This is a genomic window from Kouleothrix sp. 19917 (assembly GCF_057073505.1).
In genome coordinates, this window is the sequence record NZ_CP097099.1 from 4,121,026 (window position 1) to 4,142,297 (window position 21,272).

Annotated in this window: 20 protein-coding genes and 1 riboswitch; of the genes, 15 read left to right on the forward strand and 5 right to left on the reverse strand. The window is 64.3% G+C overall.

The genetic code is table 11. The annotated features are described in order from the left end of the window. Window positions 1-84 precede the first annotated feature (84 nt). A riboswitch (M-box (ykoK) riboswitch) is annotated at window positions 85-246 on the reverse strand. A gap of 184 nt (window positions 247-430) precedes the next feature. Then, entirely contained in the window at window positions 431-1,957 is a 1,527-nt protein-coding gene (locus tag M1P90_RS16845) for an ammonium transporter (RefSeq protein WP_483704269.1), read from the reverse strand. 287 nt (window positions 1,958-2,244) lie between these two features. Continuing rightward, complete coding sequence (locus M1P90_RS16850) at window positions 2,245-3,450, reverse strand: cation:proton antiporter (RefSeq protein WP_483704271.1); 1,206 nt, start codon at window positions 3,448-3,450, stop codon at window positions 2,245-2,247. A 375-nt stretch (window positions 3,451-3,825) separates the two neighbouring features. Here M1P90_RS16850 and M1P90_RS16855 point away from each other — a divergent pair, with 375 nt between their 5' ends. The 15 genes from M1P90_RS16855 (at window position 3,826) to M1P90_RS16925 (ending at window position 18,160) form a co-directional block, all read left to right on the forward strand. Further along, window positions 3,826-4,350, forward strand: a complete 525-nt coding sequence (locus M1P90_RS16855; protein ID WP_483704273.1) for a hypothetical protein — start codon at window positions 3,826-3,828, stop codon at window positions 4,348-4,350. 573 nt (window positions 4,351-4,923) lie between these two features. Then, on the forward strand, window positions 4,924-6,198 hold the full coding sequence (locus M1P90_RS16860; protein WP_483704275.1) for a 3-isopropylmalate dehydratase large subunit: 1,275 nt from the start codon (window positions 4,924-4,926) through the stop codon (window positions 6,196-6,198). Window positions 6,199-6,368: 170 nt separating this feature from the next. Then, window positions 6,369-6,992, forward strand: a complete 624-nt coding sequence (locus M1P90_RS16865) for a LysE family translocator (RefSeq protein ID WP_483704277.1) — start codon at window positions 6,369-6,371, stop codon at window positions 6,990-6,992. Between the two features lie 175 nt (window positions 6,993-7,167). Next, window positions 7,168-8,286: a trans-sulfuration enzyme family protein gene (locus M1P90_RS16870; protein WP_483704279.1), complete on the forward strand. Its 1,119-nt coding sequence runs from the start codon at window positions 7,168-7,170 to the stop codon at window positions 8,284-8,286. Window positions 8,287-8,376: 90 nt separating this feature from the next. Next, window positions 8,377-8,874 carry a LeuD/DmdB family oxidoreductase small subunit gene (locus M1P90_RS16875; protein ID WP_483704281.1) on the forward strand — a complete coding sequence of 166 codons (498 nt, stop codon included), beginning with the start codon at window positions 8,377-8,379 and terminating at the stop codon, window positions 8,872-8,874. Window positions 8,875-9,143: 269 nt separating this feature from the next. Continuing rightward, the gene (locus M1P90_RS16880) at window positions 9,144-9,917 is read left to right on the forward strand and encodes a metallophosphoesterase family protein (protein WP_483704283.1); all 774 of its coding nucleotides are present in this window, start codon (window positions 9,144-9,146) and stop codon (window positions 9,915-9,917) included. After that, window positions 9,917-11,077 (forward strand): isocitrate/isopropylmalate dehydrogenase family protein, encoded by a 1,161-nt coding sequence (locus M1P90_RS16885; RefSeq protein ID WP_483704285.1) that lies wholly within the window; start codon window positions 9,917-9,919, stop codon window positions 11,075-11,077. The genes M1P90_RS16880 and M1P90_RS16885 overlap by 1 nt, the downstream gene beginning before the upstream one ends. A gap of 258 nt (window positions 11,078-11,335) precedes the next feature. Next, window positions 11,336-11,503, forward strand: coding sequence for a lysine biosynthesis protein LysW (lysW, locus tag M1P90_RS16890; RefSeq protein ID WP_483704287.1), 168 nt, complete (start codon window positions 11,336-11,338; stop codon window positions 11,501-11,503). Between the two features lie 86 nt (window positions 11,504-11,589). Further along, a complete protein-coding gene (gene lysX, locus M1P90_RS16895) occupies window positions 11,590-12,441 on the forward strand; it encodes a lysine biosynthesis protein LysX (RefSeq protein WP_483704289.1) in 852 nt (283 codons plus the stop codon). A gap of 90 nt (window positions 12,442-12,531) precedes the next feature. Beyond that, complete coding sequence (gene argC, locus M1P90_RS16900; RefSeq protein ID WP_483704291.1) at window positions 12,532-13,569, forward strand: N-acetyl-gamma-glutamyl-phosphate reductase; 1,038 nt, start codon at window positions 12,532-12,534, stop codon at window positions 13,567-13,569. Window positions 13,570-13,874: 305 nt separating this feature from the next. Next, window positions 13,875-14,345 (forward strand): GNAT family N-acetyltransferase, encoded by a 471-nt coding sequence (locus tag M1P90_RS16905; RefSeq protein ID WP_483704293.1) that lies wholly within the window; start codon window positions 13,875-13,877, stop codon window positions 14,343-14,345. Window positions 14,346-14,364: 19 nt separating this feature from the next. Further along, a complete protein-coding gene (locus M1P90_RS16910) occupies window positions 14,365-15,924 on the forward strand; it encodes a beta/alpha barrel domain-containing protein (RefSeq protein WP_483704295.1) in 1,560 nt (519 codons plus the stop codon). 49 nt (window positions 15,925-15,973) lie between these two features. Then, window positions 15,974-16,588 carry a chromate transporter gene (locus M1P90_RS16915; protein ID WP_483704297.1) on the forward strand — a complete coding sequence of 205 codons (615 nt, stop codon included), beginning with the start codon at window positions 15,974-15,976 and terminating at the stop codon, window positions 16,586-16,588. Continuing rightward, on the forward strand, window positions 16,585-17,094 hold the full coding sequence (locus tag M1P90_RS16920; RefSeq protein ID WP_483704299.1) for a chromate transporter: 510 nt from the start codon (window positions 16,585-16,587) through the stop codon (window positions 17,092-17,094). Before M1P90_RS16915 ends, M1P90_RS16920 begins: the two co-directional genes overlap by 4 nt. Window positions 17,095-17,356: 262 nt before the next feature. Continuing rightward, window positions 17,357-18,160 (forward strand): [LysW]-aminoadipate kinase, encoded by an 804-nt coding sequence (locus tag M1P90_RS16925; RefSeq protein WP_483704301.1) that lies wholly within the window; start codon window positions 17,357-17,359, stop codon window positions 18,158-18,160. Window positions 18,161-18,999: 839 nt separating this feature from the next. On the opposite strand, the gene M1P90_RS16930 is transcribed toward M1P90_RS16925, so the two are convergent. The 3 genes from M1P90_RS16930 to M1P90_RS16940 form a co-directional block, all read right to left on the reverse strand. After that, entirely contained in the window at window positions 19,000-20,217 is a 1,218-nt protein-coding gene (locus M1P90_RS16930; protein ID WP_483704303.1) for an MFS transporter, read from the reverse strand. Window positions 20,218-20,254: 37 nt separating this feature from the next. Further along, window positions 20,255-20,620: a GxxExxY protein gene (locus tag M1P90_RS16935; RefSeq protein ID WP_483704305.1), complete on the reverse strand. Its 366-nt coding sequence runs from the start codon at window positions 20,618-20,620 to the stop codon at window positions 20,255-20,257. A gap of 99 nt (window positions 20,621-20,719) precedes the next feature. Then, window positions 20,720-21,220 carry a HugZ family protein gene (locus M1P90_RS16940; protein ID WP_483704307.1) on the reverse strand — a complete coding sequence of 167 codons (501 nt, stop codon included), beginning with the start codon at window positions 21,218-21,220 and terminating at the stop codon, window positions 20,720-20,722. Window positions 21,221-21,272 lie beyond the last annotated feature (52 nt).

Here is a 21,272-nt window from a genome sequence, read left to right on the forward strand (position 1 = left end):
CATACAACTCCATAAAAAGCCCCCTCGGGCAAGCCCAAGGGGTTATAAAGCACAACGACGCGCGTTCACACGAACGCCCGTTTTGGCTTCTCCCCAACTTGAGCTTTGGCACTGCACAGCGTAGCTTTCGCAGTCGTGTTAGAGCGAGCCTTAGCTCGGACCGCCCTGGTCTACCCCTGAGCGTCTTTCGACGGGCCGGGGCAACGACTTGTGTCTGTGCAGACGCCGCACCTAACGAGAGAGCACGTACGCCTTGCCGGAAGCCTTCCGACATGCCCGAGTATACACCCCCGGCAGAGGAGTGTCAAGCTTGTTGTGAAAATTGTAACCTTTGCGCACGGCATCGGGAAGCCATAAGCCGCCAACAAGAAACCGGGCGGATGGCACATGCCACCCGCCCGACCAGTGATGCTCAAGGATGTGTACGAAGCTAGCTGGCGGGGGCTGTCACGCCCACTGCCACAGGCTCTTCGACCTGCCCACCCGGCACAGCCACGCCATCGGTGAGGTAGCCAATCTCGCCCATCTCGGGCATATCCAGGCCGTTGATCTCGTCCTCGGCGCGGCTGCGCAGCAGGCCAGCGCGCTTCAGAACGGTGAAGAAGACGTATGACAGGCCGAAACCCCAGATCGCGATCGCGGCGGCTTCGAGCACCTGCGGCAGGATCTGTGCGAAGCTGCCACCCACAATGCCCGTCACTGGCGACTCGACACCATTCCAGGCGGCGGTATCGGGGTTGCCCACTGCGAAGATACCGACGGCCAGCACGCCCCACATACCATTGACGAAGTGCACCGGCACCGCGCCAACCGGGTCGTCGATCTTGGCCTTCTCAAGCCAGCCAGTCGCCAGCACCACCAGCACGCCAGCCACCAGGCCAATAATCACCGCGCCCCACGGGTCGACAAATGCGCACGGTGCGGTAATCGCTACCAGGCCGGCCAGGATGCCGTTCACCGACATGGAAGGCGACGGCTTCTTGGCGCCCGTCAGCCAGGTGTACGTCATGGTGCTGACACCACCCGCCGCGCCGGCCAGCAGCGTGTTGATGGCTGCAATAACCGTCAGGTTGATCGGCCACATCGAGGCGGCGGTTGTGACATTGCCGCTCGCATCGGCCACGGCCGGGGTGATCAAGCCCAGCGAGGAGCCCGGGTTGAAGCCGAACCAGCCAAAGTACAGGATGATCGTACCCAGAATACCCATCGGGATGTTATGGCCGGGGATGGTATTTGCGCTGCCATCCTTATTGAACTTGCCAATGCGCGGGCCAAGCACGATTGCAATCGCCAGGCCAACCGCGCCACCGGTCATGTGCACCACACCCGAGCCGGCGAAGTCGACCGCGCCGTTGCCAAGGCCCAGCGAACGGCCCAGGTTGGCCAGCCAGCCGCCGCCCCACACCCAGTTGCCGGCAATCGGGTAGATGATCATGCTGACCCAGAAGCTCATGATCACAAAGCCCAGGAACTTGATACGCTCAGCGCCCGAACCAGTCGGGATCGTCGCCGCCGTGTCCATGAAGACCATCTGGAAGAGGAAGAAGGCGAAGATGCCGGCCGCGCTCAGGCCAATGCCCTGCAGGAAAAAGCCGGTGGTACCGAGCACGCCGAACTGATCGCCCAGGCGAATGCCGCTGCTCAGGTTATCGCCCCAGGCGCCCAGCGTCAGCGGCGAGAAAGCCCACGGCCCGGCGATTGCGCCCGCGGTCGTCACCTCGGGGTAGGCCAGGTTCAGGGCGCCAAACTGGAAGGCGAAGCCGCAGATCCAGTAGCCAATCGCACCGAGACAGAACACCATCATGTTCATCAGCATGGTGTGTGCAACATTCTTGGCGCGCGTGAAGCCCGTTTCGACGAGCGCGAAACCTGCCTGCATGAAGAACACGAGGAAAGCAGCGAGGATAAGCCAGAGGATGTTTGCTGCCGTAGTCAGCAGCTGAATTTGGTCGTTCATGATAACGACAGTCCTTTCTTGAAATCTTTAACCTCGTCGTAGCTTGGCGCGTGTGCTGCGATAGTCGATCACAGCTGAATCACGCTTTCCGCCAGATACGCCGACCCTTTGGCACCATGGCCGCCCATCGAACGTGGATGGGTGCGGCGGTGGCCCGACCGCCGCAATTTAGTTTTTTTAGCTGCGGAACACCTCCTTTAGTCCAGTGAAAACGCTTGATCCTGAGTACAAGGGAAGGGTTTCAGCGCGCCGAGCGTATTCGGCCAGCGGCGCGCTGCGTGAGATTCTTAGTCGGCCGCGCCCTCAACCGCCAGCGTCGCCACTGGCTCTGAAGTAGGGTCGGCGGCGGCCTGCTTCCCAAATGCAAGCCGCAGCAGCGGCGGCGTGACCAGCGTGGTTGCCAGCGTCACCACCACCAGCACCGAGAACAAGTTGGCATCGACGAGGCCAGCCGCCAGGCCCGCGCCGGCAATCACCAGCGCAACCTCGCCGCGCGACACCATTCCGACGCCAATCTGGAAGGCCGAGCGATTGCCAAAGCCGCCCAGGCGCGCGCCCAGGCCGCCGCCCACAATCTTGGTGAGCACGGCAATGATGATAATAGCGACCGTGAAGAGCGGCGCGGCGATCAGGCCGGCGGCTTGCGCCTGCAGGCCGATGTTGATAAAGAAGATCGGGATGAAGAAGCCATAGCCCAGCGACGCGGTGCCGTCGTGCACGATATGGCCTTCGTCGGCGTGGCGCGCCACCACAACACCCAGCAGATATGCGCCGGTAATGGTTGCGACGCTGCCCAGCGCCTCTGCCGCCCAGGCATACACCAGCACCAGGCCCAGAAGCAGCGCCAGGCTGGCTTCGCGGTGGTGCAGGTGGCGCTCCCAGCGCACCAGCAGCGGCACCACTTTATCGCCAATCACCCAGGCAATCGGGAAGAACAGGATCATCTTGCCGAGCGTCCAGTAGATATTGCCCTCGCCGGAAAGGCTCATCACCAGCGCAAACACCAGCACGCCCAGCACGTCGTCGATGATCGCCGCGCCGAGGATGGTCGAGCCTTCGCGCGAGCGCAGCCGGCCGAGTTCGCGCAGCGTTTGCGCCGAAATGCTCACACTGGTGGCCGTCAGCACTGCGCCCAGGAAGAGCGCGTGGTGCCATTCCATCCCCACCGCCTCACCGATCAGCAGGCCAGCCGCCAGCGGCAGCACCACCCCGCCGATTGCCGTGAGCATGGACACCTTGCCAGCCTGGCGCAGCGCCACGGTGTCGGTTTCCAGGCCAGCCATAAACATCAGCAGAATAACGCCAATATCGGCCAGGAGCTGCAGCGTTTCGTTCGGGGCCAGCCAGCCCAGCAGCGACGGGCCGAGGATCAGGCCCAGCAGCAGCTCGCCAAATACCGCCGGCATTCCCACCCGGTAGCTGATCTGGGCGGCGATCTTGGCGCCCACCAGAATGCCTGCCAGCGGAAGGAGCATACTCAATGTTTCGTGCATCGCGCGCCTCGTTCATAACACAGTGACGCCGGCTTGATCGGCCCTCGATCAATCCGGCATCGCATCATCGCACTTATTTAAGCAGGGTTAAACTTGAGTAGCCATATGATAGACGCTTCGCGACGATACGCATACGGCTACATTGTATGAAACGCCCTAATAATATTATGGATGTTTTGTATAAAGAGATACAGCTCATTTCCCGCAGGTCGGTGTATAGTGGTGTTCGAACAGCTCAGGCAGCAGCTGCCTGGTGGCTCGGCCAGCTTGCATTCTGTACAAAGCGCATAAAGCGACGGGCGAAATAGCATATAATAGGCGCGTGTACATCGTTGTGCCCCGTCAGTTTCACACCGGCGAAAGGCAGGCGCAGCGATGATTGATGAACACACCCTCCGCCATCTTTACCTCGTCGAGAAACACTCGATCCAGGCGATCGCCGCGCAGGTTGGTCTTTCTATCCAAAGCGTGCGCGATCTGCTGGGGCGCTACCACATTCCGCGCCGGCTGGCCGGTTTCCAGCCCAGCAGCGCGGCCCACGCCGCCCCGGCGCTCGACGAGCCAACCCTGCGGCAGCTCTACCTCGCTGAAGAACGCTCGATTCGTGATATTGCCGGGCACTACAGTATTTCCACCCGCAGCGTCTACGACGCGCTGGTGCGCTTTCGCATTCCCCGGCGCAGCGGCGGCTACCGCAAGCCCGCAGCGCCCGCGCCCGCCGACGACAACCCTTTGGATGAAATAACCCTCCGCCGCCTGTACGAGCAGGAAGGCGCGACAATTGCGGCGATTGCGCAGGCAATGGCGTGCTCGCCTTCGCGGGTGCGCCACGCGCTGGTGCGTTTGGGCATCCCACGGCGGCGGCGCGGCCGGCGCGATAACACTTCGCACGGTGCTTGACTTTTAAAATGAGCGGTGCTATACTCGCGCCGTTCCGAACCCGATAACCCATTTTTAAAGACATGAACTACGCGTTTTCGAAGCAGGGTAAGCAGAGCAAAAAGCCGGCCGCACGGTCTGGTTAAGCTCGCTTGTCCCCCGAACGCGAACGACAAGCCCGCTTCACCAGACTGGTGAAGCGGGCGTTTTTGTGTACTTGTTCAGGAGGCTTCCGTATGAAACAGCTCGTGATCCAGCAGCTGCGCGCAATGCAGCGCCACGCTTCCGTTCGCCGGTCAATGACATGCTGGAGCAGTGAGAGGCGCGGAAATGAGCCACCTGAACGGTCACGCTAGCACGTGGCGCGCGTGCGCGCCTGCCCGCTCGTTCAGTGCTGAACGCCCTGCCATGAATGGCAACGCCGCACCGCTACGCGGCCGATTCTCTGTTTTCACTCCTGGTTCCAGCTCATACTGTGTTTCACGCCACGACGCGCACGCCTGCACAGGCGGGCTTTGCTATGCCCTGCGCGCGCCGACCGTACCGTTTTTGTGTTGCGCAGCGCACTGCGCCTAGCCGAGGAGCAAGCCCAACATGGCACAAACACTCGCGGAACAGATCCTGTCGAACGCCGCCGGCCGCCCGGTGCAGGCTGGCGAAAATGTGGTGGTGAATGTCGACCTGGCGATGATGCACGACAGCATTTCGCCCAGCATCATCAAGGTGCTGCACGGCGAGCTGGGTGCCGAGCGCGTGTGGGACCCCGAGCGGATTGCGGTGGTGGTCGATCATGTCGCGCCGGCCGCGACCATTCAGAACGCCGAGCACCAGGCCAACCTGCGGCGCTGGGTGCGCGAGCAGGGCATCAGCCACCTCTACGACGTTGGGCGTGGCATTTCGCACCCGGTGCTGGTGGAAGAAAACATGGCGCGGCCGGGCATGCTGATCATCGGCAGCGACTCGCACTCGACTGGCTATGGCAGCGTGGGCGCGTTTGGCACCGGCATGGGCACCACCGACATGGCGCTGGCGCTGGCCACCGGCCAAACATGGCTGCGCGTGCCCGAGACGGTGCGCGTCGTGGCGCGCGGGCGCTTCCAGCCCGGCGTCAGCGCGAAAGACCTGGGCCTGCGTGTGGCGCGCGAGATCGGCGCCGACGGCGCAACCTATCAGTCGGTTGAGTGGCACGGCGTGGAGTTCCTGCCCACCGGCGACCGCATGACCCTGGCGACACTTTCGATTGAGGTTGGCGCAAAGGCCGGCATCGTGCCGCCCGTGTTCGACCTGCCGGCCGACGCCGTGCTTGCGCCAATCGACCGGGCGGCGCTGGCGAACAGCGTGCCGGAATGGCTCCGCGTCGAGGAAGGCGCGCGCTACAGCCGCAGCGTAGAGATCGATCTCGACACGCTCGCGCCGCAGATCAGCGTGCCGCATTATGTCGACAATGTGGTGGATCTGCCCGAGGTTGGCCGCGTGGCGGTGGATGTGGTGTATTTGGGCACATGCACCAACGGCCACCATGCCGACATGGCCGCCGCCGCGCGCATCCTGCAGGGCAAGCGCGTGGCCAGGGGCGTGCGCCTGATTGTGGTGCCGGCCACCAGCGAGGCGCTGCGCCAGGCCACCGAAGATGGCACGCTGGCAACACTGCTCGCGGCTGGCGCGGCGCTGGGCACGCCTGGCTGTGGCGCGTGCATTGGCCGCCACATGGGCGTGCTTGCGCCGGGCGAGGTGTGTTTGTTCACTGGCAATCGCAACTTCCGCGGGCGCATGGGCTCGCCACAGGCGAATATCTACCTAGGCTCGCCCGAGGTGGCCGCCGCAACCGCGCTGACCGGCTATATCACGCACCCGGCGGAAATCAGTTAGTACTCTGGAAAGAAAGTTCTTTTATACAACGGGCAAGCTTCCAGGAAGCTAATCTGAGTATCAGCTTGAAGGAAAACTGGCTTCAGCTTCCTGGAAGCTGAGTACAAGGAAATTTATTTTCCAGAGTAGTTCGTAGGTTTGCAGGTTTTCGTACGCGTCGTCAGGAGCATATGATGGACACCACACTGCTGCTGAAGGGCTTGCTGATCGGCTTTTCCATTGCCGCGCCGGTGGGGCCGATCGGGGCGCTGTGCATCCGCCGCACACTGGCGAGCGGGCGGGCGGCCGGGCTGGTTTCGGGGCTGGGCGCGGCCACGGCCGACGCGATCTACGGCTGTATTGCCGGCTTCGGGCTGACCTTTATTTCAAGCCTGCTGATCAGCCAGCAGCTGTGGTTGAAGCTGATCGGCGGCGCGTTTCTGTGCTACCTGGGCGTGCGAACTTTGCTGGCGCGCCCGGCCGCGCAGGCGGCGAACGCCAGCGGCGCGGGCCTGCTTGGCGCATATGCGTCCACCTTCTTCCTGACACTGACCAACCCCACCACGATCCTGTCGTTTCTGGCGGTGTTTGCGGGCCTGGGGCTGGCGAGCGCGGTGGGCAGCTACGGCGCGGCCGGGCTGCTGGTGCTGGGCGTGTTCATTGGCTCGGCGCTGTGGTGGCTGCTGCTGAGCGGCGGGGTTGGGCTGCTGCGCGCGCGCGTCACGCCGGCGACGCTGGTGTGGGTCAATCGCGTATCGGGGATGGTCATTCTGGTGTTTGGCGTCGCTGCGCTGGCAAGCCTCTTTGTCGGTTAGCAGGTTACAAGTTGGCAGGTTAGCAGGTTACAAGTTGGCAGGTTACAAGTTGGCAGGTTGGCAGGTTAGCGGGTTAGCAGGTTGCAAGTTGGAAAGTTAGCAGGTTAGCAGGTCGCACGTCGAAGGTCTAACCTGAAACCTTTAAACCTGCCAACCTGTAACTATCGGGGGTGGTATGAATCTCGAAACACTTGCTATTCACGCCGGGCAGGCGCCCGACCCCGCCAGCGGCGCGGTGATGCCGCCAATCGTGCTTTCGACGACGTTTGAGCGCGCCGCCGACGGCAGCTTCCCCAGCGGCTATATCTACACGCGCTCGGGCAACCCCAACCGCACCGCGCTGGAAGAATGCCTGGCCGCGCTGGAAGGCGGCGCTGCCTGCGCGGCGTTCGGCTCGGGGCTGGCGGCGGCGATGGCGGTGTTTCAGGCGCTCGCGCCGGGCGACCACGTAATTATTCCCGACGACGCCTACCACGGCGTGTCGCGGCTGGTGCGCGAGATCATGACGCCGTGGGGCTTGCAGGCCAGCGTGGTGGATATGACCAATCTCGACGCGGTGCGCGCGGCGCTGCGGCCGAACACGCGGCTGGTGTGGCTGGAAACGCCTTCCAACCCGCTGCTGAAAATTTCCGACATTGCCGCGCTGGCCGCGATTGCGCACGAAGCCGGGGCGCGCTGCGCGGTCGATAACACCTGGGCCACGCCGGTGCTCCAGCAGCCGCTCGCGCTCGGCGCGGATCTGGTGATGCACTCCACCACCAAGTACCTCGGCGGGCACAGCGACGTACTGGGCGGCGCAATCGTGGCGCGCGAGTCCGACGCATTCTTCGAGCGGGTGCGCTTCATCCAGGGAAATGGCGGCGCGGTGCCGTCGCCGTTCGACTGCTGGCTGATTGTGCGCGGCATTCGCTCGCTGGCCTACCGCATGCGCGGGCACGCCGAAAACGCCGCCCGCGTGGCCGAATTCCTGAGCGCACAGCCCGAGATCGAGCGCGTGTACTACCCCGGCCTTGCGTCGCACCCCGGCCACGCGGTTGCGGCGCGCCAGATGCGCAGCGGCGGCGGCATGCTCTCGGTCGAGGTGCGCGGCGGCGAGCCGGCCGCGATGGCGCTGGCCGCACGCGTGCGCTTGTTCACCCGCGCCACCAGCCTGGGCGGCGTGGAAAGCCTGATCGAGCACCGCGCCTCGGTGGAAGGGCCGGAAAGCCGCACGCCGCCCGGCCTGCTGCGCATTTCGGTTGGCCTGGAACACCCCGACGACCTGATTGAAGACTTGCGGCAAGCCCTGAAGTAAGGGCGAAGCGTTCGCCTACACCTGATTGCGAATGATAGACACGTATGCGGCGAATGCTTCGCCGATACGCCTGAAGAAAGGTTGTAAGCAATGGCCCGCGTATGGATTTTTGGCCCGAACGTCAACACCGACCAGATCGTCCCTGGCCGCTACGCGCCGTATATGCTGAAGGACGACTCCGAGCTGCGCAAGTACCCCTTTGTCGAGGCGCGGCCCGAGTTCGCCTCGACCGTGCAGCCGGGCGATTTGCTGGTGGCCGGGCCGAATTTTGGCTGCGGCTCGTCGCGCGAGTATGCCCCGCTGGCGCTGCGTATGGCTGGCGTGGGCGCGATCATTGCGCCGCTGTTTGCGCGTATCTTCTATCGCAACGCGCTGAACCTCGGCATTCCCTGCTTCGAGGCCGACCTAACGGGTGTGCTGCATGACGGCCAGAACGTCGAGTTCGACCTGACGAGCGGGCAACTGGTCGCTGACGGTCAGACCATCCAGCTGCCGCCGCCGCCGGCCTTCTTGCAGGAAGTCTGGGCTGCTGGCGGGATTGTGCCGTTCTACAAGGCGCACGGCCGCTTTCCGGGGCAGGGAGCGTAGGCAGGGAGACTGGGAGACAAGGAGACGGGGAGACAAGAGCAGTAGCCAGTTGGCACTACGCAGTATGCAGCAGCCTTCAACGTGCGAACGTAGAACCTGAAACTTGTTAACCTGCAAACTTTCAACCCTTTGCGCCTTTTGCGCTCTTTGCGGTGAAAATCGCGTCGTCTTGCGCCCTTCGATACGCGCTCTGCGCTACTCAGGACGCTGTCCCGTGTCTCGCATTTCTTGTCTCGCGCCTTGTGTCTCGCGCTGAATGAGGTTCTGGCATGATCACACAGCTTGCCGCGATTGCCGACGTGCATGGCAACACATGGGCGCTTGACGCCGTGCTGGCCGACATTGCGCGGCGCGGCATTGGCACAATCGTCAACCTGGGCGACTGCGTGTACGGCTCGCTCGACCCGGCCGGCACGATGGCGCGGCTGATTCAGCCCAATATCACGACGCTGGCCGGCAATCAGGATCGCGACGTGTTCGCGCCTTCCGAGCGCGTGCGCGCCGCGCCCGACCACGCCTTTGTGACGGGCGCGCTGAGCGCGGAGCAGATCGCGTGGTTATCTAGCCGCCCGCCAACGCTTACGCTGGGCGAGGTGTTCTGCTGCCACGGCACGCCCGCTTCCGACGAAACCTACCTGCTGGAACGGGTGACGGCGCACGGCGTTTCGCTGGAAACCGGCGACGTGATTGCCGGGCGGCTGGCCGGCATGGCCGAGCCAGTGGTGCTGTGCGCGCACAGCCACGTGCCGCGGATCGTATGGCTGCCGAGCGGCACGCTGGTCGTGAATCCCGGCAGTGTCGGCATGCCCGCCTACGACGAAGACACGCCTTTCCCGCATGTGATGGAGGCTGGCAGCCCGCATGCGCGCTACGCCATTCTGACGCGCACGGCGGCTGGCTGGCAGCCCGAACTCGTCGCCGTGCCCTACGACTGGGATGCGGCGGCAGAAGTTGCGCGCCGCAACGGCCGCGCCGACCGCGCGCGCTGGATCGCGACTGGCCGCGCCGTAATTGGTGATAGTATTCCGCTAAAGGACGCCTGATGACGACATCGTCTGTTCAACCGCTCCAAGTGCTGGCCATCCCCGGCGACGGAATTGGCCGCGAGGTGGTGCCGGCCGCGCTCGACGTACTGCGCGCCACCGGCCTGCCGCTCCACATCAGCGAAGCCGAAGCCGGCTGGGATTGCTTCCAGCGCACCGGCGCGGCCCTGCCCGACGCGACGCTGCAAGCCGCCCGCGCCGCCGATGCCGTGCTGTTTGGCGCGGTTGGTTCGCCCAGCTTCCCGGTGCCGGGCTACCGCAGCCCGATTGTCGCCCTGCGGCGCGCGCTGGATCTGTACGCGAATATCCGCCCCGTGAGCGGGGGTGGGGAGATAGGGGATGGGGAAGGGAAAAATCCTTCTACTCCCCATCCTCCATCGCCCATCTCCCTGGTTGTCGTTCGCGAGAACACCGAGGGCATGTACGCCGGGCGCGAGCGCGTGGAAAACGGCGGCGACACCGCCATTGCCGAGCGCGTAATCACGCGGCGGGCCAGCGAGCGGATTGTGCGGGCGGCGTTTGAGCTGGCACGGGCGCGTTCGAATGTTCGCACGTTGCAGGTTGAAGGTTCGCAGGGAGCAAGCCAACCTGCAAACCTGGAACCTGCAACCCGCCAACCCAGGGTAACTATCGTCCACAAAGCCAACGTGCTGCGCGAAACGTGCGGGCTGTTCCGCAGCGCGGCACTCGCGGTCGCGGCCGAGTACCCCGACATCGCGCACGAAGAAATGCTGGTCGATAACTGCGCGCTCCAGCTTGTGCAGCGGCCCGCCCACTTCGACGTGATTGTGACAACCAACCTGTTTGGCGATATTCTGTCGGATGTGGCGAGCTACTGGGGCGGCGGGCTGGGGCTGGCCGTGTCGGCCAACCTGGGCGAAACGCGCGCCCTGTTCGAGCCGGTGCACGGCTCGGCGCCCGACATCGCGGGCAAGGGCGTGGCGAACCCGCTGGCAGCAATCGGCTGCGCGGCGCAGCTGCTGGAATGGCTGTCGGCCCGCCCTTCTGCCGCCAACCCGGCCGCGCTCAAAACCGCTGCCGGGCGCATCAGCGCCGCTGTGGCGCAGGTGCAGGCCAGTGGCCCGCACACGCCCGACATGGGCGGCAGCGCCACCACCGCCGACGTCACCCGCGCCGTGCTGGCTGCGCTGGCGTCGTAGGGCGCAGCAGCACAGCATCGTAAGGGCGCAGCACGCGCAGTAAGGTCGAAGCACGCGCCCCAGCCACTGTAAGGGCGCAGCACGCGCAGTAAGGGCGAAGCACGCGCCCCAGCCACTGTAAGGGCGAAGCACGCGCCCCAGCCACTGTAAGGGCGCAGCAGCAGCACCAGCCTTTCTCAAGCGGAGCAGTTTCAGGCTGCTGCGCCCCAACATCGTAACGGCGGAGCAGCGCGCTTCGCCCAATAGAGGAGCAAACCAATGAACGCCACATGCCCCGAATGCGACGCCGAGATCACCCTGGCCGCCGGCACCGTCGAAGGCGAGATCATCACCTGCCCCGACTGCGCGGCCGAGCTGGAAGTCGTGAGCGTCAACCCGCCCGAGCTGGCGCTGGCCCCCGAAGTCGGTGAAGACTGGGGCGAGTAGATCACGCGTAAGGGCGAAGCATTCGCCCGACAAACACCTGACATCAACACCGGCGAATGCTTCGCCCATTACACGGAGTGTACAGAATGAAAATCGGCGTGCTCTGCTCGCGCATCCGGGTCGAGGAAAAGCTGCTGCTGCAGGAGATGGACCGGCGCGGGCTCGACTATGTGCGGATCAACGACGACGAGGTGATCTTTCACCTGAACCAAGGCACCTACCCCTACGACGTGGTGCTGGAGCGCAGCATCCACCACTCGCGCGCGCTCTACGCGCTCAAGGCGCTGAACGACGCGGGCGTGCCGACGGTGAATACGGCGGCGGTGGCGGATGTGTGCGGCGACAAGTTCAAAACCACGCAGGCGCTGATCAAGCACGGCGTGCCAACGCCGCGCACGCTCATGGCCTTCACGCCCGAGTCGGCGCTGCGGGCGATTGAGGAAATGGGCTACCCGGTGGTGCTGAAGCCGGCGATTGGCTCGTGGGGCCGCCTGATCGCCAAAGTCAACGACCGCGAGGCCGCCGAGGCGCTGCTGGAGCATAAAGAGGTGCTTGGGTCGTACCACCATTCGATTTTCTACATCCAGGAGTATGTGCCCAAGGCCAGGGGCCGCGACATCCGCGCCTTTGTGATTGGCGACGAGTGCATCTGCGCAATTTACCGCAGCAGCGCGCACTGGATCACCAATACCGCGCGCGGCGGCCAGGCCACCAACTGCCCGGTTACGCCCGCGCTGGCGGATGTATGCGTGGGCGCGGCGCACGCGGTTGGCGGCGGCGTGGTGGCGATCGACGTGTTCGAGACCGAGGATGGCCACCTGACGATCAACGAAGTGAACTACACCATGGAGTTCCGCAACAGCATCGACACCACCGGCGTGAACATCCCCGCGCGCGTGATCGATTATGTTGAAGCCGTCGGGCGCGGGGAAAAGTAAACCACAGAGACACAGAGAGCGCAGAGATTTGGATTTTTCTCTCTCACTCCGTGAACTCTGTGCCTCTGTGGTGAAAAAATTTGAGGCTTTATGACCATTCGAGCATCCATCATCGGGGCTTCGGGCTATGTGGGCGGCGAGCTGGCGCGGCTGCTGCTGTTTCACCCCGAGGTCGAGCTGGCGCAGGTCACGTCCGAGCGGCTGGCCGGCAAGCCCTTCACCAGCACCCACCCGAACCTGCGCGGCCACACGGCCCTGCAGTACGTGCCAATGAGCAAGGTCGAGCCGTGCGACGTGCTGTTTCTGGCGCTGCCGCACGGCGAGGCGGCCAGCCGGATCGAGCAGTTTGCCGCGCTCGCGCCACGCATCGTCGATTGCTCGGCCGATTTCCGCCTGCGCGACCCGGCCGCCTACGAGCGCTGGTATGGCGCGCCGCACCCTGCGCCGTCCTGGCTGGAGAAGTTCACCTACGGCCTGCCCGAGCTGAACCGCGCCGCGATTCAGGCGGCCAGCTACGTCAGCGGCGTGGGCTGCAATGCCACCGCCACCAATCTGGCGCTCTTGCCGCTGGTGCGCGCCGGCCTGCTCGATTCCGCGCGCGATGTTGTGGTAGAAGTGAAGGTCGGGTCGAGCGAGGGCGGCGCATCGAGCGGCGACTCGTCGCACCACCCCGAGCGCAGCCACGCAGTGCGCTCGTTCGCGCCGGTGGGCCACCGCCACACCGCCGAGGTGCTGCAGGCCACCGGGCTGGAGCGCGTGCACCTGTCGATCACCAGCGTCGAGCTGGTGCGCGGCGCACTGGCGACCGCCCACATATTCCCAGCTAGCGCGGTAGCGGAAAAAGACCTGTGGCGCGCGTATCGCTCGGCCTACAACAGCGAGCCCTTTGTGCGAATCGTGCGCGAGCGGCAGGGCAACTACCGCCTGCCCGAGCCGAAAATCCTGGCCGGCAGCAACTTCGCCGAAGTGGGTTTTGCGCTGGACGAGGCGAGCGGGCGGGTGGTCAGCATCTGCGCGCTCGACAATCTGATGAAGGGCGCGGCCGGCACCGCCGTGCAGTGCATGAACCTGATGTGCGGCTTCGACGAGCGCGCCGGGCTGGGCTTCCCCGGCCTGCACCCGGTATGATCGCGAGTTAACACGTTGCATGTTAGAAGGTTGCAGGTTGGCGACTGGCAAAAGCTCGCGTCCTGAGTAGCGACGACCGACGAACGGAAGATTCACCACTGAGGCACAGAGGCACGGAGGTTTTGGGGCAAAGCGATGGCCGACGACTGACGACCGACGAAGGACCAGAAGACTGAACCGCAAAGGCGCAAAGAGCGCAGAGGTTTTGAGATCAAGCCTGCACACCTGCAACTTCAAACCTTCGTGTCTTCGTGTCTTCGTGGTTTGGTAACCTTCGTCGTCACAACCTGCAACTAGAGGGAACAATGACCGACATCACGCTGCGTGACGCCACCGAAGGCGACATTCCGGCGATTGTCGCGATCACACAGGCGGCGTTTGGCGAATACGAAGGGCTGCTCGACCCGCCGTCGAGCGTGCGCGACGAGACGCCCGAGAAGGTGCGCGCCAAGCTCCGCGAAGGCGTGACGGTGCTGGCGCTGCGCGATGACGTGCCGGTTGGCGCGGTCTACTTCAGCCCGCGCGGCGAGTACGCCTACATGGGCCGGCTGTCGGTGCTGCCGGCGCAGCGCGGCCAGGGCATTGGCGCGGCGCTGGTTGCGCATGTCGAGCAGCGCGCGCGGGCGCTGGGCCTCGGCCGCATCGAGCTGGGCGTGCGCGTGGCGCTGCCGCACCTGATCGCCATGTACACGCGCCTGGGCTACCAGATCGCCGAAGAGCGCAGCCACCCCGGCTACAGCGTGCCGACCTTTGTGATGATGGAAAAGCACCTATGACACGATCGAGGAGATGGCATTGAACGCTGGAAATAGCGCGGATCAACGAACCAGCGCCCCGCCCTTTCTGGCCGGCGAAAACCCGGCGCAGGAGCGCTACCACGAGGCCAGCGAGCTGTTCGCGCTGTTCGATTACCTGAAAGGGCTGGGCTTTGGCGTCTTTAGCATCCGCGAGTCGCTTCAGGCCGTGGGCGAGCGGATCGACGGCACGCTGCAAGGCTTCCACCTCAGCGCCGACGAAGCGCGCCAGTGCATTGCGTATATGGACTCGCTGGGCGTGGGCGTGGTCGAGCTGCCGGCCTACCCGGCCAACCGCTACGGCCAGGCGCTCAACCACACGCTTCTTGCCGAGGCGCGCGCGGCCGGGCTGGCGATTGAGTTTGCCGCCCACGCCCGCTGCGTCGAAGGCGACATTCGTGCCGCCTGGGAGGCCGGCTTCCGCCGCGTGCACCTGTACATCGGCACCAGCAAGATCAAGCAGGCCACGGCGCGCAAAACCATCGAGCAGATCGCCGCGACTGCCGCCCGGAGCATTGTGTTCGCGCGCGGCCTGGGCTTTAGCAGCGTGCGCATCAGCACCGAAGACGCCTTTCGCACTACGCTCGACGACTACGAAGCCTTCTACACGCACCTGGCCGGCGCGCTCGACGCGGCGGGCGTGCAGGTCGAGGGCATCGGCATCCCCGACACGGTCGGCCTTTCGACCCTGCGCGAGCTGGGCGACCGCATCGCAGTGCTGCGGCGCGTCGGGCTGCCGTTTCAGTTCCTCGAATGCCACATCCACAACGACATCGGCAACGCCGACCGCACCTATGTGGACACGCTCATGCTGTGTATGCGCCTGGGAATCACCATGCTGCCCGATTTCTCGATTTTGGGCATTGGCGAGCGCAACGGCACCATCGGCCTCAGCTCGCTGCTCGAATCGATCTACCGCCGCCTGATTGTGCTGTACCCGCGCAAAATGCCGCAGATCCGCCAGGCCATGCGCGAAAAGCTCGGCACCCTGCCCAGCGGCGAGCTGTTCGTCAACCGCTACCGCGACATGGATGCCTTTTTCTACCGTATCATGGCGCGCACCGGCTTTGTGTTCGACCGCAGCCCCTTCTCGGCCAACACCGAGTTCGACGGCTCGGGCGTGCACGCCGACACGACCATGCGCGCCTTTCTGCTGGCGCAGACCGAAGGGATGGATGGGCAGGACGCGATCGACCAGGGCAACAGTGCCTATGCCGGCGCGCTGCCGCCCTACGACATGCCGCTGCGCACGCCAGTGTTGGCCTGTTTTGGCTGTGGAAAGAGCAATGTGCGCTACTGGCGCGAGCGCTCGGGGCTGGCGCTGCGGCCCGAGCCAGAGCTGCGCGCGCATATGCATGGCCTCGACGACCTGGAAGATTTCGACGCCAGCCAGCCGCTCACCGAATCCGCGATTGACGAGCTGATCGCGCAACTGATTCGCTGCTACAGCATCAAGCAGAACGGCATTTCGCACCAGGACGCGATGGAGCTGGTGGGCATGTTTTATGCGCCGATTGATGAAACAGTGCCCGTGGCGGCGAGCGCAGCGTGGCCAGATTGAGAAGGAGTTACAATTCCTGGCGGGCACACTTGGAGAGAAGAGAGAAGGAATGGCGGAACATTCTGCGGCAGCCAGCCACCCGGCCTACACGCACTGGGGCTTTCTGCGCGCCTGGTTCAACATCGGAATTCAATCGTTTGGCGGCGGCGCGGCCACGCTCTACCTCATTCGCCGTACGGCGGTCGAGCGGCACGGCTGGCTGACCGACCAGGAATTTCTGCGCGACTGGGGCATCTGCCAGATCGCGCCGGGAGTCAACCTGATCGGTATGACGATCCTGATCGGCTGGCGCGTGGCGGGCGCGCTGGGCATTGCGCTGGCGCTCGCTGGTCTGCTCCTGCCGAGCGTGCCAATCACCGTCGCGCTCACCGCCGCCTACACAGGCGTGCGGCAGGTGCCGCTGGTGCAATCGGCCTTGCACGGCGTGGTGCCAGCCACTGTCGGGCTGGGCTTGCTGCTCAGCTACACGCTGGTGATGCCGCTGCTGCGCGCCAGCCTGAGCGAAAGCCGCGCCAGCCTGGCGCTGAGCGTGGCGCTGTTTCTGGGCAGCGGGCTGGGCGTGGCGCTGGGCGGCCTGTCGGTGCTGGCGGTGCTGTGGGGCGCGGGCCTGATCTGCGCGCTTGTGCAGTGGTGGTGGGCCGCCCGAACCGAGCGCGCGCTATGAATGTGCTTGTTTTTTTCTGGCTGCTGCTGAAAGCGTCGCTGTTTTCGACTACCGGCAGCGGGAACCTGCCCATTCTGCACCAGGATCTGCTGGCGCGTGGCTGGGCGACCGACCACCAGTTTGCCGAGGCGCTGGCGATTGGGCAGGTCAGCCCCGGCCCAACCGGTCTGTGGGTGATCAGCCTGGGCTACCTGATCGACGGGCTGCGCGGCGCGGTGCTGGCGCTAATCGCGGTGGTGGTGCCGCCGCTGGTGGTGCTGGCGATTGCGGGCTTCTACCAGCGTGCCGGCGACCACCCGGCCATGCGCGGCTTTGTGCGCGGCCTGAGCCTGGCAGTGGCAGGCATTTTTCTGGTGGTGCTGTATGGCATCATGCGCACGGCGGGCTTCGAGCCGCGCAGCTTTCTGCTGGCGGCGTGCGCGCTGGCGCTGGGCGCGACCCGCCGCGTGCCGGTGATTGGCGTGGTGCTGCTGGCCGCGCTGGCAGGCATTGCCTTGTATCAATGAATTTCTTTTCGCTATTCCACGAAGCAGGCACGCACCTGCAAGCGTCGTCTTGTTCGCCTGCGGCAGCAAGGAATAATCCATTATGTTTATATGCAATTTCGCGCTGTGCGCGAAATTGCATATAAAGCCATGGCTCTGGTAATTCGCACTTTGTGCGAATTACCAGAGATAAAAGATAAATACCTTGCTGCCGCAGGCAAAAACGGCACGTATCGAAAGCAGCACAGCGCAACTTCGCAAGCCAAATAAGGAGAACTTATCAATGATTGTTGTCAAGGTGGGCGGCGGCGCAGGCATGGACTACGACGCGCTGTGCGCCGATATTGCCGAGCTGTGGCGAGCCGGCCAGCGCCTGGTGCTGGTGCACGGCGGCTCGGACGAAACCAACAAGCTCGCCGAGCAGCTTGGCCACCCGCCGCGCTTTGTGACCTCGCCCTCGGGCTACACCAGCCGCTACACCGACCGCGCCACGCTGGAGATTTTCGTGATGGCGGTGGCGGGCAAGGTCAACAAGTTATTAGTCGAGCGTTTGCAGCGCCTGGGGATCAACGCCGTGGGCCTGGCCGGCCTGGATGGCCGCGTGCTGGAAGGCCAGCGCAAGGCCGCCATCCGAATCATCGAGGATGGCAAGCAGAAGATTTTGCGCGACGACTGGACTGGCACGATTGAGCGCACCAACGCCGGCCTGCTGCGCCTGCTGCTCGACGCGGGCTACCTGCCGGTGGTCGCGCCAATTGCGGCCAGCGCGCAGGGCGATGCTGTGAATGTCGATGGCGACCGCGCCGCCGCCGCCGTGGCCGAGGGCCTGAACGCGAGCACATTGCTGCTGCTCTCGAATGTGCCGGGCCTGCTGCGCAACTTCCCCGACGAAACGAGCCTGATTACGCGCATCCCGCGCGCCGCAATCGATGACTACGCGGGCGTGGCGCAGGGCCGCATGAAGAAAAAGGTGCTGGGCGCGGCCGAAGCGCTCCAGGGCGGGGTCGGCCGCGTCATTCTGGGCGACGCGCGCGTGGCTCAGCCGATCACGCGGGCGCTAGGCGGCGCGGGCACGGTGATTGAGTGACACGGTTAGCAGGTTGAACGTTTGCACGTTGCAGGTTGTTGCGGGCGACGAACGACGAACGAAAGAACAAACCGCAAAGAGCGCAAAGAGCGCGGAGGGTTGAAAGGTGCAGGTTTGCAGGTTGCACGTTCGCGCGCTGCATACTGCCGACTGCCGACTGCCAACTGGAAGAACAAACCGCAAAGAGCGCAAAGAGCGCGGAGGGTTGAAAGGTGCAGGTTTGCAGGTTGCACGTTCGCGCGCTGCATAGTGCCGACTGCCGACTGCCAACTGGAAGAACAAACCGCAAAGAGCGCGAAGGGCGCAAAGGGTTGAAAGTTGCAGGTTTGCAGGTTGCACGTTCGCGCGCTGCATACTGCCGACTGCCAGCTGGAAGAACAAACCGCAAAGAGCGCGAAGGGCGCAAAGGGTTGAAAGTTGCAGGTTTGCAGGTTGCACGTTCGCGCGCTGCATACTGCCGACTGCCGACTGCCAGCTGGAAGAACAAACCGCAAAGAGCGCGAAGGGCGCGGAGGGTTGAAAGTTGCAGGTTTGCAGGTTGCACGTTCGCGCGCTGCATACTGCCGACTGCCAGCTGGAAGAACAAACCGCAAAGAGCGCGAAGGGCGCGGAGGGTTGAAAGTTGCAGGTTTGCAGGTTGCACGTTGGTGGCAGAGGCGAGCACGAGGTTCGCCCCTCCATAGTAGTAGCCAGTTGCAAGCCTAATCCCAAAACCCCAAACCCTAGACCCTCAGGTGGTTCTGCGATTCTTGGTTGTGCTCACTCGCTGCCGATTGCAAACTCAAAACTCAGCACTCAACATTCAACATTTTTCCTTCGTCATTCGTCCTCGGTCCTATTCAGTCGAGGCCGCGAATCGCCGGGTGCGCGAGGCCAAGCAGCGCCAGCACAACGGTGCCAATGCCACCAACGATAAAGACCAGCGGCGCGCCGACGAGGTCGGTGGCCCAGCCGGCCAGGCCGTAGCCAATCGGCAGGAGCACAAACGAGCCGAGGTAGTCGATGCTCGACACGCGACCGAGGAGCGCGCTTGGCACCATTTCTTGCAGCGTGCTGGTCCAAATCAGGCCAAAGGCGGCCAGGCTCGCGCCAAAGATCAGCGCGCCGACGGCGATGCCCGGAATGCCGCCCGGCAGCACGTACAGCAGCACGGCAACGCCACTGGCGAGCAGCCCGCCATACGCGATCAGGCCACGCCGCCGCAGCCGCGCGATGCGCCCAAGCCAGATCGAGCCGAGCACCTGCCCGAGCGAGATCAGCGAGCCGGAAAGGCCCAGCAGCCCAACATTGGCGTTGAGCGTGTTCTTGATCAGGAAGGGCAGCGCCACGGCCAGCGGGCCGCCCGAGGTGACATTGCCCAGCGCGGCCAGCGTAATGGTGACCCACAGCCAGGGGTTCGCCAGCACGGCCTGCATGCCTTCGCGCAGGTCGCGCACAATGCTTCGGCGTTCGGTGGCTGGCGCGTCAGCACGCGGCGGAGCCAGTGGCGGAATGGGCAAAAGGCACAGCGCCGAAAGAAAGAACGAGGCCGAATCTAACGCAAATGCCAGCGGCGTTCCACCCAGCGCCACAATTGTCGCGCCGATGGCCGGGCCGACGGTGCCGGTGAGCTGGCGGCTCAGGCTGGTGAGCGCGTTGGCGCTGTTGAGCGACTCGCGCGGCGTAATTTCGGGGACGGTTGCCACGTAGGCGGGCTGGAAGAATGCGTCGACAAAGCCAAACAGAATGCTTGCGACATAGATATGCCAGACTTCGAGCACATTTGCAAAGGCCATGGCTGCCACCGCGCCCGACACAATGCCGCGCAGCGCGTCGGAGCCGAGCATCAGGCGGATGCGCGGCAGGCGGTCGACGGCGACGCCGCCCAGGAGCAGGAAGATCAGCATGGGGGTCATGGAGAAGATCAGCACGGTGCCCATCGCGGTGGCCGAGCCGGTTTTTTCGAGCACCCACCAGGCCAGCGCCACGCGGTACAGGCTGTCGCCCAGGCTTGAGATGGTTTGGCCGCTCCACAGCAGCGCAAACGAGCGGTGGCGCAACGAGGAAAACAGTTTCATGCGTAATAAGCCACAGAGGGCACAGAGTACACGGAGATTAGAGCGAAATGCGCTTGAGGCCATCGCACAGGCGTGGCAGCCCAAAGTTTATGAGCAAGCCACGCCGCATCCCGGTTGCTTTGAGATACGACAGCACTTGCGCGATGGCAGTTTCGGGCGATTTCGCCTGTGATTTCAACTCGACAACGACCTGGCCCTCTACTAACAGGTCGAGCCGCTGACCTTTGATGATATGACCTTTGTACAGAACGTCGATATTCACCTGGCGCTCGAATGCAATGCCGCGCAGCTGAAGCTCGACGCAGAGCGCTTCTTCATAGATGGATTCGAGCAAACCAGGGCCAAGCAAACGATGAACCTCAATCGCCGCACCGATAACGTGTTCCGTGAGCTGGTCGTTCAAGCGACACATCCTTTCGACATGCATGCAATAGCGCAATTGGCAAAAGAATTGTATCGGGCGATATTACCAATCTCTCGGTGCTCTCTGTGGCAGAAAATTCTACGGCTCCATTGTATCGGCTTTCACAGAGGCTTCGGACGCCTGGCGAAGCTGCGCAGGCGTGAGCGTGTAGGCGCGCGCGAAGCCACCGACATAGCGCGCCTCGCGTGGCGTGAAGCGAAACAGGAGGAAATCGGGAAAGCTGAACAGCATCTCGGCGGCGGGCAGGCGCGCCAGGTAGCACGCCCGCGCGGCCGCATACTCGCTGCCGGCGGGGTCGAGCGGCCGGGCCGCGCCGGCAAGGCTGATGCGCGCCAGGGTCTGCACATCGTCGCGCCCGTCGTCGGGCTCGGCAATCAGCAGCGCGGCCTCTGGCGCGGCCAGCAGGTCGGCGGTGTGCGCGGCCAGCCGGCTGAGGTGCAGCAGCATGCCGGCGAAACCGGGCTCGGGCGCGTAGGCGACCATCGACACGGCTGGCGCGCCGTTGTGGGTGGTAGCGAGCGCAGCCTGGCGCTGGCCGCGAATGAGCTGGGCCAGCAGGGGCAGTTCTTCAGCGAGCATTCCGTATCCTTTACCAGTGGGCCAAAGGGCAGCCGGGAAAGTACTTCGTTGA